Origin of the sequence: Chitinophaga sp. CCNWYY40 (assembly GCF_037483205.1) — a bacterium.
Taxonomy (GTDB): Bacteria; Bacteroidota; Bacteroidia; order Chitinophagales; family Chitinophagaceae; genus Chitinophaga; species Chitinophaga ginsengisegetis.
In genome coordinates, this window is the sequence record NZ_JBBHLF010000001.1 from 928,917 (window position 1) to 941,085 (window position 12,169).

General features: G+C 46.8%; 14 protein-coding genes. 4 read left to right on the forward strand and 10 right to left on the reverse strand.

Translation table 11 applies throughout. The features are described 5' to 3' along the window. Nucleotides 1–2: 2 nt before the first annotated feature. Entirely contained in the window at nt 3–482 is a 480-nt protein-coding gene (locus V7S65_RS03755) for a nucleoside deaminase (protein WP_336386143.1), read from the forward strand. 35 nt (nt 483–517) lie between these two features. Here the strand turns inward: V7S65_RS03755 and V7S65_RS03760 are convergent, their stop codons facing one another. From V7S65_RS03760 to V7S65_RS03775, 4 genes are all read right to left on the reverse strand, one after another. After that, nucleotides 518–871, reverse strand: coding sequence for an anti-sigma factor family protein (locus tag V7S65_RS03760; RefSeq protein WP_111578800.1), 354 nt, complete (start codon nt 869–871; stop codon nt 518–520). A gap of 17 nt (nt 872–888) precedes the next feature. After that, nucleotides 889–1,470, reverse strand: coding sequence for an RNA polymerase sigma factor (locus V7S65_RS03765; protein ID WP_079468150.1), 582 nt, complete (start codon nt 1,468–1,470; stop codon nt 889–891). 74 nt (nt 1,471–1,544) lie between these two features. Next, nucleotides 1,545–2,636, reverse strand: coding sequence for a tetratricopeptide repeat protein (locus V7S65_RS03770; RefSeq protein WP_111578799.1), 1,092 nt, complete (start codon nt 2,634–2,636; stop codon nt 1,545–1,547). Beyond that, complete coding sequence (locus tag V7S65_RS03775; protein WP_079468148.1) at nt 2,626–3,201, reverse strand: hypothetical protein; 576 nt, start codon at nt 3,199–3,201, stop codon at nt 2,626–2,628. The genes V7S65_RS03770 and V7S65_RS03775 overlap by 11 nt, the downstream gene beginning before the upstream one ends. A 92-nt stretch (nt 3,202–3,293) precedes the next feature. Here V7S65_RS03775 and V7S65_RS03780 point away from each other — a divergent pair, with 92 nt between their 5' ends. Continuing rightward, the gene (locus tag V7S65_RS03780) at nt 3,294–4,067 is read left to right on the forward strand and encodes a C40 family peptidase (RefSeq protein WP_336386142.1); all 774 of its coding nucleotides are present in this window, start codon (nt 3,294–3,296) and stop codon (nt 4,065–4,067) included. 74 nt (nt 4,068–4,141) lie between these two features. Here the strand turns inward: V7S65_RS03780 and V7S65_RS03785 are convergent, their stop codons facing one another. The 4 genes from V7S65_RS03785 to purE form a co-directional block, all read right to left on the reverse strand. Continuing rightward, nucleotides 4,142–4,681 (reverse strand): inorganic diphosphatase, encoded by a 540-nt coding sequence (locus V7S65_RS03785; RefSeq protein WP_200817196.1) that lies wholly within the window; start codon nt 4,679–4,681, stop codon nt 4,142–4,144. 231 nt (nt 4,682–4,912) lie between these two features. Continuing rightward, nucleotides 4,913–5,395 carry a DUF4878 domain-containing protein gene (locus V7S65_RS03790; protein ID WP_079468145.1) on the reverse strand — a complete coding sequence of 161 codons (483 nt, stop codon included), beginning with the start codon at nt 5,393–5,395 and terminating at the stop codon, nt 4,913–4,915. 260 nt (nt 5,396–5,655) lie between these two features. Continuing rightward, entirely contained in the window at nt 5,656–6,612 is a 957-nt protein-coding gene (locus V7S65_RS03795) for a PhoH family protein (RefSeq protein ID WP_079468144.1), read from the reverse strand. A 99-nt stretch (nt 6,613–6,711) separates the two neighbouring features. Further along, entirely contained in the window at nt 6,712–7,167 is a 456-nt protein-coding gene (purE, locus tag V7S65_RS03800; protein WP_079468143.1) for a 5-(carboxyamino)imidazole ribonucleotide mutase, read from the reverse strand. 258 nt (nt 7,168–7,425) lie between these two features. Between purE and V7S65_RS03805 the strand changes: the two genes are divergently transcribed. Together V7S65_RS03805 and V7S65_RS03810 are read left to right on the forward strand one after the other, a co-directional pair. Next, complete coding sequence (locus V7S65_RS03805) at nt 7,426–10,077, forward strand: PAS domain-containing protein (protein ID WP_336386141.1); 2,652 nt, start codon at nt 7,426–7,428, stop codon at nt 10,075–10,077. Nucleotides 10,078–10,086: 9 nt separating this feature from the next. Continuing rightward, nucleotides 10,087–10,476: a response regulator gene (locus V7S65_RS03810; protein ID WP_079468141.1), complete on the forward strand. Its 390-nt coding sequence runs from the start codon at nt 10,087–10,089 to the stop codon at nt 10,474–10,476. Here the strand turns inward: V7S65_RS03810 and rpe are convergent. Together rpe and V7S65_RS03820 are read right to left on the reverse strand one after the other, a co-directional pair. Next, entirely contained in the window at nt 10,457–11,122 is a 666-nt protein-coding gene (gene rpe / locus V7S65_RS03815; protein ID WP_079468140.1) for a ribulose-phosphate 3-epimerase, read from the reverse strand. The two genes, V7S65_RS03810 and rpe, sit on opposite strands and share 20 nt — an antisense overlap. Before the next feature lie 34 nt (nt 11,123–11,156). Then, nucleotides 11,157–12,167, reverse strand: a complete 1,011-nt coding sequence (locus tag V7S65_RS03820) for a tetratricopeptide repeat protein (RefSeq protein ID WP_079468139.1) — start codon at nt 12,165–12,167, stop codon at nt 11,157–11,159. Between the last annotated feature and the right edge of the window lie 2 nt (nt 12,168–12,169).

A 12,169-nucleotide genomic window follows, 5' to 3' on the forward strand; every position in this document is an offset into this window, starting at 1 on the left:
GTATGCCGGGAGAAAGAGAAAGAAGATTTATGCAGCATGCCATTGCCTTGTCGCGTAAAGGAATGGACAACGGTGACGGCGGTCCTTTTGGCGCGATCGTGGTGCGGGGCGATGAGATTGTAGGAGAGGGCTGGAACCAGGTGCTCACAAGTACAGACCCCACTGCCCATGCAGAAGTAGTGGCTATCCGCGAGGCGTGTAAGAAGCTGGGCACTTTCCAGTTACACGACTGCGAAATATATACTTCCTGTGAACCCTGCCCGATGTGCCTGGGCGCTATTTACTGGACCAGGCCGCAGCGTGTTTACTACGCCAATACAAAGGAAGATGCCGCCGCAATTGATTTTGATGATTCGTTTATTTACCGGGAAATAGAGAAGGATCATACGGATAAAAAGATTCCGCTGATTGCTTTACCCGATCCTGAGGCGTTGAATGTTTTCCGGAGATGGAAAGAAAAGGGAGATAAGAAGTTATATTAGCTGCAAAATACCGCGGAGGGAATATTTTCCCTCCGTTAATGTTTTACAGAAAAATGGTACGCCCAGAACAATGCGAGTAGTAAGAAAAGGATGCAGAGAATAATAACGGCAAGGGATATATAATTTTCTGATTTTCTCCTGGTCCTGTAGCGTTTGTGTAATTTTTTAAGAAGACTCCATTTCATTTCGATAATCCATCCTGGAATCTTTTCCTTATCTTTTATCGCAGCCAGTCCTTCCAGTGCATCACTGCAAAGCTCACAGTCAGACAGGTGCATTTCTACTTCATGTTGTTCTTCCGCAGACAGCTTGCCCTGCACATAGTCCAGCAGCTGCTGTTGCGTAGGACAGCTTGTAGTTACAAAGATATCGTTGAAATGCTCGTTCATATCACTATTGATGCAAATTAACTTTTGTTTGCGCGTTGTTGTTTTTCCAATAAAAGTTTCAGGTTTCTCTTTCCATTCTGAATATAGCTCTTAACCTGGAGGAGGCTATACCCGGTTTGATCAGCAATTTCCTGATAGGATTTCTTTTGCAGGTAAAACAGTTCAACACAGATTTTCTGTTCGGGGTTTAGCTGGCTCATGGCCTGCCCCATATTTTCCAGCAAGATATCCTTTTCCTGGTACACCTGTTTATCTTCGGGATCAGCGGCAATACCGCCCATATGTTTGTCGGAGATTTCTTCCTTGTATTTCATATGTTTCTGCCGGAGTTGCATCAGGCAGTAATTTTTTGTTACCTGGTAGATCCAGGCCCGGAAATACTGGATGTCGTGCCTGTTGATGTCGGATAACATCTTGAGAAAGATTTGCTGCACGGCGTCGCGTGCATCTTCTTCGTTCTTCAGGTATTTCATGCACATACCCAGCAAAAGCAGGGCATACCGGTCAAACAGCACACCTATCCAATCACTGTTATTATCAGCTTTGAACCGTTGCAGTAGCTCCTGGTCTGTTAGTTGTTGTATGTCTGGATTATTCACAGGCTAATAAATGGAATGCTGCATCTAAGATGCAGCATTTGCAAAAATCCATAATTATTTTGATATTTTATTTTTTACATACTATCCAATGCCTGTTGGGCAGCGGCTTTCATGGAGCCGTCCATCCGGACTACTTCTTTGAACATGCGACGGGCTTTGCCTGCCTGTCCTTTGCTGCGGTAGCAGATAGCGAGTTGATAGCGGGCCATTTCCACGTATTTGCCTGAGCTTACGGATTCTATTCTCTTATACCTGCTAATGGCTTCATTGAGGTTGCCCTGTTGCTGGTATACCATTGCTGCTTTGTACAGGTATTCATCACTGTTAACAGCGGTGGAGGGTGTTTCTCTTTTAGCAGGTTCCGGTGGGGGCGCCTGTTCTTTTTCTTTTTGGACGGGTTTCTGTTCCGGTTTTTGATCCGGTTTTTTTTCTTCTTCTTTTGCTTTGGCGGCTGCAGCTTTATCGGCGCTTTCCTTTTTCAGGGAATCGGCCTGTTTTTGCAGTAATGTATGTTTTCTGATACTGTCTGCTGCGGCTTTCTTTTGCAGGGCTTTTAAAGCGGCTGCTTTTTTCAGCGCGGCAGAGTCGGGGTGAACCGGGGCAGTTGCTGGTTTGGCGGACGTTTGCGTGGCCGGGGCGGCAGCAGGGGCCGGCGTTGTTGTTGTTCCGGCATTATTTTCTGCGGCTGTTACCAGTGGAACGCCCGTCGCCACTTCTTCACGTACGGAGTCTTTTTGCGGCACGGATGATGCCATGATACGTACAGGTGGCTGGTTCCGTATATGTCCGCGCAATACGTACACGCTGCCTATTCCGAGGCCAATGAAGGCAATGATCCAGAAGTAGGCGAGCATGTGTTCCTTGTTCTTTTCCTTGCGGGTGTATTGCGCTATTTTCTGCACATGCGAAACAGGCTGTATGCTGTTTTGTACATAGCGTTGCAGCTTATTGGTAAGGTCCTGGTATCTTTCGGTGTTTTCTTCCTGCTCTAATGCGGTTAATGCATCGTAGCAGAGATCGCAGTCGGTGAGGTGTTGTTCTACCAGGTGGCGTTCCACGTCGGTCAGCCTGCCTTCCATATAACGGGGCAGCTGGTCCCTGCTAAGGCACCGGATGGCAGAAAAGATCTTCAGTACTTTCTCATTATTCGGTTTGTTACTTTGCATATCCCTGGTTCATGAATAACTTGGCAAGTTTTGCTTTGGCGGCTTTGAGTTGCGATCTTAACTTCTCCCTGGGAAGTCCTGTAGCAGCTGTAAGGTCGGCAAAGGATTTATTTTCAAGATAGAATTGCGTGATTAGTGCGTTGTCATCTGCACTCAGCCGTTGGAGGGCCTGTTCCAGCCGTACAATGAGGTCCTGGCGGTCGATGATATTGGTAGCGGCTTTGTCTACCGTATTTTCGATATGCAGCAGGTCTCTTCCGTCGCGGGATGGATAGAAGGGGATGTTCTTTTCAGGTTTCCCGAGATATCCTTTCTGTATATGCAGGATCCATTCGTTGGCTTTGTAGATGGTTTGCGTTTTAAGACTGGCATTTAGTCTTTGCAGCAGGGCGGGGAAAACAATGTTGGGGTCGAGGTTCGGTTGGCTACTCAGATAAGGAATTGTCACAGCAACCAGTAAATGACTGTACCTGTCCATCAATACGCCTTCTGCCTCCCGGTCAAGCTGTTTCCTGGCGCGGGATATTAACTCTTTGTCCGATAAATTGGTTAACTGTTGTTGCATAAACTTATTACTTTATATTTACGTACAAAAGCGGAAAAAGTTCATTTAGCGCATAAGATTATTGAATAGTAAAAGGGATTTATACAATTAATATGCCATACGCCATTGTCATTGTGCCAGTTGCGCCATTAAGGAGTACTGCCTCACATAAAAGCGAAATGATTTCCCAGCTCTTATGGGGAGCAGGGGTGGAGATCACCGAAACAGCTCCCGACGGCTGGGTGAAAGTAAAAAACCAATACGACGGATATACCGGCTGGGCCACCGCTGCCCACCTGGAAATAATAGATGAACCGCTGTACCTGGCGCCTGCGAAGTATTATTTTCCGGGCTGGGTAAACCGGGTTACTATGAACGGCCAGCCTATGCTGGTGCCATTTGGGTGCCTGGTGAAGAGCGACAGCGATATTTCCACGCAGTGGGGTACTATTGCTGTAAAATTTGAGGATAAGCCCCTTCCGCTTACCCATCCCGCCCCTGTAGATATTACTGCCTTAAAAAGCGCTGCAACGCAGTTTCTGAACACCGGGTACCTCTGGGGTGGTTCCAGTGTTTTTGGCGTGGACTGTTCCGGTTTTACGCAGAACGTGTTTAAGCTATCCGGTATTCCGCTTTTGCGGGATGCTTACCAGCAGGCTACCCAGGGGCATATTGTTGATTTTTTACAGGAAGCGCGCCTGGGGGATCTCGCCTTTTTCGACAATGAAGAGGGGCGGATTACGCATGTTGGTATTTTGCTGAACGATCATGAAATTATCCATTCTTCCGGAAAGGTACGGATAGATCCGATAGATAACGAAGGGATTATAAATGCGGATACGAGTTTGCGCACGCATCATCTGCGGATTATAAAGAGATACTTTTAGCCGTATGGCCTGAAGGAAAAAAAGCAGCAGAGATTATCCCTGCTGCTTTTTTTATAAAGTTATTTGTTGGCAGCTTAGCTCTGTTTGAAAATTTTACGGTAATCTTCAAAGCTTTGGAGAATAATCTGTTTTGCTTTCTCTTTGTTCTGGAATTCTTCCACCACAACGGTTTTCTTTTCCAGTTTTTTATATTCTTCGAAGAAATGGCGCATTTCGTCGATGAAGTGAGGAGGCAGTTCGGTAATATCGTTGATGTAGTTTACGCTCATATCGTTGGCTGCTACCGCGATGATTTTATCATCAGCTTCGCCGCCGTCTATCATTTGCATTACGCCGATGATTTTGGCATCGATGATACACATGGGAACACATTCGATCTGGGAGATTACCAGGATATCCAGCGGATCATGGTCATCGCAGTAAGATTGTGGAATAAAGCCGTAGTTGGCAGGATAGTATACAGAAGAATATAAAACCCGGTCCAGTTTCAGCAAACCGCTTTCTTTATCCAGTTCATATTTAGCGCGGCATCCCTTTGGAATTTCTATAATTGCATTTACAACATTAGGCACTTCAGAGCCGGGACTCACACTGTGCCAGGGATTTGTCATCATAATAATCTACTTTACTTTAAGGTTTATTGTTCAATATTGGATTAATGTTGAAAAGTGAATAAAGTACTCACCTCACTTTTCATGGAGATATGGTCAGGTTTCCGGTAAGTAAAAACAGGAATAAGCCACACATCTGATCATTAATGCGTGGCAAAATTAAGGGAACTAGCTGTTAATAGCTAAAAATTATCCTTTCCTTTTGTGTAAAATACAAAAGAGGGCGGTAATTATTTAGTTTCCGGGCGCCGACAGGCTATTAACAGGTGCGCTGTCTGCCGGCAAAGCAGTAGAGTCGAAGGCAGCATTACCACCGGTTTGGGGTGTGTAATTGGGAATGATGCTGTCGAACGTCAGGGAAATTTTCCACTGGCCGTTTTCTTTCACCATCTGCAGGACTTCTTTCTGATGGGCGGAGGAGTTCAGTATTGTAACAGCCGCTTTATCGCCGTTTTCTTCGATATTGACTACCTCGATGCGGGCGTTTTTAATTTTTTCCCTTTCTGCGCCACTGCGGCGGCCGTCAAAGATGGCATAGATCTGTAATACCTGTTGGGATTCTTTTGTGGCATAATCCCTGGCCTGGTCGTAGTTCGAATCCTGAATCGCATGCATAAACGCCAGCGCTACCTCTTCGGGGGAAGCCCTTTTCTTACAACTGCCTAACAGCAACGTTGTAATCAATGCCAGTGTCATGATTCGAAAAAAATTGGTCATGCGGTCGATAAATTATAATATATCACAACAAAAATAGGGGTAAACTTCAATACTGCAAAGTCATCAGCTATAGCTCAGCACAATCACAGGCTTCCGGACTGAAGGTCTCCCTCGGATAAAAACAGGTGAACTTACGGCAATCGCCGTTAACAAAGAGTTAAATATTGAGATAATTGTTATTTTGATAGCTGATTATCTGCCTGGTGGCTGTGCCGTCCAAACAAATAACCAGCTATCGGATAACAGGATATCCGCATGCCTTATTTTTCTTTATTGGCTTCATAAGCCTTGATGATGGCTTTTACAAGCCGGTGTCTTACCACATCTTCTTCATCAAGTTCCACATGCCCGATACCATCGATGTTACGAAGGATGCGGGTAGCCCTTTCCAGACCGGATTGCTGATTTTTGGGTAAATCTATCTGTGTAAGGTCACCGGTGATGATGGCCTGTGCAGATGCGCCGATACGGGTTAGAAACATCTTGATCTGCAGGTCGGTGGCATTCTGCGCTTCATCCAGGATAATAAAGGAGTTATCCAGGGTACGTCCACGCATATACGCCAATGGTGCAATTTCAATGACGCGGTTGGTCATGTAGTAACTCAGCTTTTCCGCAGGGATCATATCATCCAGCGCATCGTACAATGGCCGCAGATATGGATCGATCTTTTCTTTGAGATCTCCCGGCAGGAAACCGAGGCTTTCGCCTGCTTCCACCGCAGGGCGGGTTAGAATGATCTTTTTAACTGCTTTGTTTTTGAGCGCACGAACCGCCAAAGCTACGGCGGTATAGGTTTTACCGGTACCGGCAGGACCTATTGCGAAAATGATGTCGTTCTTTTCGGCCAGCGCTACCATCTTTTTCTGATTGGATGTACGGGCCCTTACGGTTCTGCCGTTGGGTCCAAACACCAATACTTCATTGGGATTACGCTCGCTGAAATTGTCGATCCTGGTGCCTTCCTCATCTCCCAGAATCTGTTCAAAATAGTTCTCTGTCAGGTTACCGTTCCGTTCCAGGTATTTAACGATCTGACCGATTTTTTCCTCCGCTGTAGCCACTTCTTCCGGTGCCCCACTCAATTTTAACTGGGTGCCCCTGGACAGGATCTTAAGCAATGGGAATTTCTTTTTCAGCAGATCAAGCTTTCCGTTGTTAACGCCGAAAAACTCAATGGGATTAATACTGTCTAAATTGATAATGGATTCAGTCAATGATTCTAAGGTTTAATTGTCCAGGAAATGATCGGTATTTTTCAATCCGAATATATTTAAATCTTGTATAACCTGGAGGATGCCATTGTTAAGCTATCACTAAATCCTGTACCCGTTCTGTTTAAAGGCTTCTACTTTAGCAGCGATATCTTTGTTGCCCAAAGCCAGGATACGTGCGGCCAGTATAGCTGCGTTACGTGCACCTGCTTTTCCAACTGCCAGTGTACCTACCGGTAAACCTGCAGGCATCTGTACAATTGAATACAAAGCGTCAATACCACCCGGTAAACCACCATCTAAAGGAACTCCCAGAACAGGCAGCGAAGTGTAAGCAGATACAACTCCAGGTAAGGCTGCTGCCATGCCCGCCGCGGCAATAATTACGCCAAAACCCTTTTCCTGAGCGGTTATACACAACTCTCTTACTTTATCAGGATTGCGGTGAGCAGAAGCTACTATCATCTCATTTTCAATTCCAAAATACTGCAAATGTTTCTGAGATTCTTCCATTACAGGCTTGTCACTCTCGGAACCCATGATAATCAAAACTTTCATCTGATAATATTTAAAAAATAATAATGTAATAAGTTATCTCAAAGATATTGATCGTTTAACAATTTCGGAAAACTCAAAATCCACAACAGGTGGATAAATGATTGAACCAATCCACTCTTCCCCCTGTTAATTGTGCGTTTGTAGGGAATTGACCTTTCCGCAACATTTTATTACTTTTACCTGCCTAATAGTGTTTTTTATTATATAATGCCTACTTTAGGCGTTTCCTGACACAACGATCTTAGATTCTGCTATCATATGAATGTAGTTATGCTGGAACAGCATTACAGCCACTTACAGCATCTTGAAACCGCTATTAATGCCTTTGCACTCTCCGTTACCATAGATGCAGCAGGTGCGGTGACTGCGGTTAATACGCAGGTGATAGCGGCATTGCAGCCATCAGACGGCCCCTTCACCGGCTGCCCTTTTACCGCGCTCTTCCGGCCTGCTCACCCGGAACACTGGCAGGATCTCTGGAAAACCCTGACAGAAGGAAAACCGGTACAGGAACAACTGTGTTTTCTTATCAACGCGTCAGATACCCAACTGTGGCTGGAAGCAGGCATTACCCCGTTTTTCAGTGAAACCGGCGCCTTTACACACTGCATGCTGATCGGCATCGATATCACCGAACGTAAACTCACTGAAATCAAACGTGCCCGTAATGAAGTGTACTACGGCCAGGTGCTGGAAAACCTGCCCCTCGGATTGCAGCAGTTTTCACCGGATGGCGATAACATGGACATGAACAGCCGCCAGCGGCAGATCTGGGGAAAACACCACGCCTTCTTTACCCAACCTGATTATAAATGGCTGAAAGATCCTTTCTACCGGCTTAATGGCCTCGCCGGTATGTTTGAGGAAGCCCGGAAAACCGGGAAGACCATCAAAAAGGAAATCCTCCTCAGCTACCGCGAGAAACACCACGAAAACATTACCCGGCTTTATCCGGTATACTTTGAAGCCACCATATTCCCGCTCACAGACCAGCAACGGAATATGGACAATATCTTCCTGATACTGGATGATATCACAGAAAAAAAATTATCGGAACTCAGTCTCCAGAAAAGCGAACGGCTCCTCGACAACATCATCGAGAACCTGCCTATCGGCTATATCCAGTTTGATAATTTTGGCTTTATCCGCCGGATCAATCAAACACAACGTTTCTTTTTTAATTCGCCGCATCCCGTCAGCCGTCAGCCTTTCAACGTAATGAACGATGAACTGGCCACCATGTTTGAGCTGGACAAACTATTTGTACAGGCCCTGGAACAGAATAAATTGCTCCGCGTGGAAAAGCGGATCGATTTTTCGCAGGACAAGCGATGGACAACCGTAGACAGGGAAGTATACCTTGACCTGACCGTGTTTCCGGTGATTGAGCCGGTAGACAAGGAAATGATTGTGGTAGCGCTGGTGAATGATATCACGGACAAGAAACTACAGGAGCTGGAGATCAAGAAGAACCAGGAGTTCCTGCAACAAACGGGTACCATTGGTAAAATAGGCGGCTGGGAACTGGATGTAGACAGTGGCCAGGTGCGGTGGACGGACCAGTCGTACCACATCCACGACTGCCCGGTAGACACCCGCATCGACCTTGAAAAAGCGTTGGGGTATTATACGCCGGAGGCCCGGGAAAGCATCGAGGGGCTGATGCGGCAATGTATAGAAACGGGCAAACCCTTCGATGCACAGCTCACCATCATCTCTTCCAAACAACAGGTAAAAAGGGTAAGGTCCATCGGGCAGCCAGGGTATGAAAACGGCCGGATGGTACGTATGTACGGGGTAGTGCAGGACATCACCGAACAACTGGAAATCAGGGACGCACTTACCCGGAACACGGAGCTGATGCGTCTTTTCTTTGACACTATTGATATGGGATATGCCGCGATGGAGAAATCAGGGAACCTCAATTTCCTGAACCGGAAGGCAGAGAAAATGATCGGTCATCCGGTGGCGATGGGCAATAATATCTTTGAGGAGTTTCCGCGCCTGAGCGGAACCGTGTTTTATGCGCGGCTGCAGGAATGTATCCAGCAGCAGGCATCACAGTCGTTCGGCATCTACTTCCCCGGGGTGGACAAATGGTACGATTTCCTCCTTACCCCTATGCAGGATGGCGGGATTTCCGTGTTTATGCGTGATATCACCGACAGCCGGAAATTGCAGAAAGAGCTGCGGAAGGCGAACGAGCAACTGTCTAACCTGAACAAGAACCTGCTGAACCAGAACAAGCAGCTGGAAGATTTTGCCCATATCACCTCCCATAACCTCCGGGCGCCTATTGCCAACCTGAAGGCGCTGATGCAGATGCACAATGAGGCTGCCGCCCAGCAGGAAAGGGATCTTTACCTGGGCATGGTACACGAGGTGATCAAGAAGATTGATGAAACGCTGAACGACCTCGTGGAAGTGGTGCAGATCCGGAAAGATGTGAATGTGGAGAAAGAAAAACTGTTGTTTGCAGAAAGATTACAGAAGGTAAGGGATGTTTTGCTGGTAGATATTGAAACCAGCAATATCCAGATCACCTATGATTTTGATGATGAGCCGGTGATTGAATACCCGCGGGTATACCTCGACAGCATCCTCCAGAATTTCATTACCAACGCTATCCGGTACCGTTCTTCGGAACGCACGCCTGCATTGCATTTGCGGAGCTGGAAAGAAAACGATAACATCATCCTGAGCGTGGAAGACAACGGGGTGGGAATAGATATGGAGCGGTTTGGCAACAAACTTTTTGGCTTCCGTAAAACCTTCCATAAAAATAAAGATGCGAAGGGAATTGGCTTATTTATCACTAAAACCCAGGTGGAAGCAATGGGTGGTAATATAAGAGCAGAAAGTCATCCCGGAGAGGGAACCAAATTTATTATTACTTTTAGATCAGAATAAACCCCCTTTATGAGTTTAATCAATACGATTTTTATTGTAGATGATGACCCGATTCACCAGCAGATTGCCAAAATCATGATCGAACGTCAGGCTATCAGTAGTAATATCCGTGTATTTTCCGACGCACAGGATGTACTGGATCTTCTCCGGGAAAATGCGGGAGAAGCACAGGCCTTACCGGATCTTATACTGCTGGATCTTAATATGCCTATAATGGATGGCTGGGAGTTCCTGGAAGAATATGCTGTTTTTCAGGCGCAGTTGCCGAAGCAAATCAGGATTTTTGTACTGACTTCCTCCATTGATGAAAAGGACAGGGAACGTGTGAATGCTTACAATTTTGTAACAGGATATCTCACCAAGCCATTATCAAAGGAAATTATTGCGCACTTGTCTTGAGTGCGTGAATAGTTTTTTCAGGATCGGCAGAGGAGAAGATGGCACTGCCTGCCACTAATACATTTGCGCCCGCCTGGATGAGTTGTCCGGCGTTATCGGTGCCTATGCCACCATCTACTTCAATGAGCGCATGTGCATGATTATCTGTGATCAGTTGTCTCAGTTGTCTTATTTTCTGATAGGTTTGTTCGATAAATGTTTGTCCGCCGAAGCCGGGGTTCACGCTCATGATCAGCACTACATCAATATCCCGGATCACATTTTCGAGCATGCCCACGGGGGTGTGAGGGTTTAACGCCACACCGGCTTTCATACCCAGACCTTTGATCTGCTGGATATTCCGGTGCAGGTGGATACAGGCTTCGAAGTGTACGGTGAGTATATCGGCGCCGGCCTTTTTGAAGTCGGCTGCGTATTTTTCCGGTTCTTCGATCATCAGGTGTACATCACAGGGTTTCTGCGCTTTCTTCCTGATTTGTGCAATCACGGGTAAGCCGTAGCTGATATTTGGTACAAACCGTCCGTCCATCACATCGAGATGGAACCAGTCGGCTTCGCTGCGGTTTACCATATCCACTTCTTTTCCCAGCTCCAGGAAATTTGCTGCCAGTAAAGATGGCGCCACTAAAACAGGATGTTTTTCCAAGTGCTCTATTTTTGAATGATGTAAATTTAAGTAATTACGGGTTCAATCTTCTCAGGGCTTCCTTTGCTTCACTGAAATCTTTCTTAAAGGAAGTAGCTTTTGTATAGTCTTCTATCGCCTGGGTTTTGTTGCCCAGTTGTTCGTGTGCAGTTGCGCGGTAGTAATACGCCCATGCATCTGTCGGAGCCGATTTGGCAGCCAGGTTGTAATAGGTGTAAGCTGTTTTCCAGTCTTTTTTATTGCTGTAAATTTTCCCCAGCGCCAGGTAGGCCGGTTCAAAGCCGGGATCAGCCACGATGCATTTCCGGTAGGCATTGAGAGCAGCGGACAGATCGCCCAATTCTTCCTGGAACTGTGCTGCTTCAAATAAAGGATAAGCGTTGGTGGTATCCAGTTGCCATGCCTGCTGGTAATAGTTGAGGGCGGCGGTGGCTTTGCGGCTGCGGAGCAGGTCGCCCAGTTCCATCACGGCTTCAAATTCAGGTTGTTTACCGGCGGCATGAATAGCGGAGGTAAGGTGACGGATAGCCGTGGTGGTATCCTGTTTATCTTCCGCCATGCGGGCTTTCAGGTAGAATGCCTTATCACGGGCATCTGTCGTTTGTGCGAGCACGTTAGCGATGCTGTCTGCTTCGGCGTATTGTTTATTTTCTATCAGCGCAGTGGCAAGGCGGTATTCCAGGTACGTATAGCCGGGAGCGGTAGCCAGGGCCTGCTGAAAATTTGCGGCCGCTTTTTTATAATCATTCACGATCAGGGCGGCTTCACCGGCGCCGGCCCAGTAGTCGGTGTTTGCCGGCATCAGGGAGGCGGCCTTTTCAAAATCGGCCTGTGCCAGTGCCGGGTTGGTATTAAACAGCAGCAGTGCGCGATGGTAATACAGATCGGGACTGTTGGGAAACTGTGAAATAGAATCCGTTACCGGCCGGATGATATCGCTGTACAACACGGAGTCCGGGCGGCTGGCAGTATTCTGCTGCCGGGTGCCGGCATTGTTACATGCCTGCGCACCCATCAATAACAGGAGGATAGGTAAATACTTCATAC

Bases quoted from the DNA above. Each gene is read 5' to 3' on its own strand.
- V7S65_RS03775 (WP_079468148.1), bottom strand. From the start codon at position 3,201: ATGCAACAACAGTTAACCAATTTATCGGACAAAGAGTTAATATCCCGC.
- V7S65_RS03785 (WP_200817196.1), bottom strand. From the start codon at position 4,681: ATGATGACAAATCCCTGGCACAGTGTGAGTCCCGGCTCTGAAGTGCCT.
- V7S65_RS03770 (WP_111578799.1), bottom strand. From the start codon at position 2,636: ATGCAAAGTAACAAACCGAATAATGAGAAAGTACTGAAGATCTTTTCT.
- V7S65_RS03810 (WP_079468141.1), top strand. From the start codon at position 10,087: ATGAGTTTAATCAATACGATTTTTATTGTAGATGATGACCCGATTCAC.
- V7S65_RS03755 (WP_336386143.1), top strand. From the start codon at position 3: ATGCCGGGAGAAAGAGAAAGAAGATTTATGCAGCATGCCATTGCCTTG.
- V7S65_RS03780 (WP_336386142.1), top strand. From the start codon at position 3,294: ATGCCATACGCCATTGTCATTGTGCCAGTTGCGCCATTAAGGAGTACT.
- V7S65_RS03760 (WP_111578800.1), bottom strand. From the start codon at position 871: ATGAACGAGCATTTCAACGATATCTTTGTAACTACAAGCTGTCCTACG.
- V7S65_RS03805 (WP_336386141.1), top strand. From the start codon at position 7,426: ATGAATGTAGTTATGCTGGAACAGCATTACAGCCACTTACAGCATCTT.
- V7S65_RS03820 (WP_079468139.1), bottom strand. From the start codon at position 12,167: ATGAAGTATTTACCTATCCTCCTGTTATTGATGGGTGCGCAGGCATGT.
- purE (WP_079468143.1), bottom strand. From the start codon at position 7,167: ATGAAAGTTTTGATTATCATGGGTTCCGAGAGTGACAAGCCTGTAATG.
- V7S65_RS03790 (WP_079468145.1), bottom strand. From the start codon at position 5,395: ATGACCAATTTTTTTCGAATCATGACACTGGCATTGATTACAACGTTG.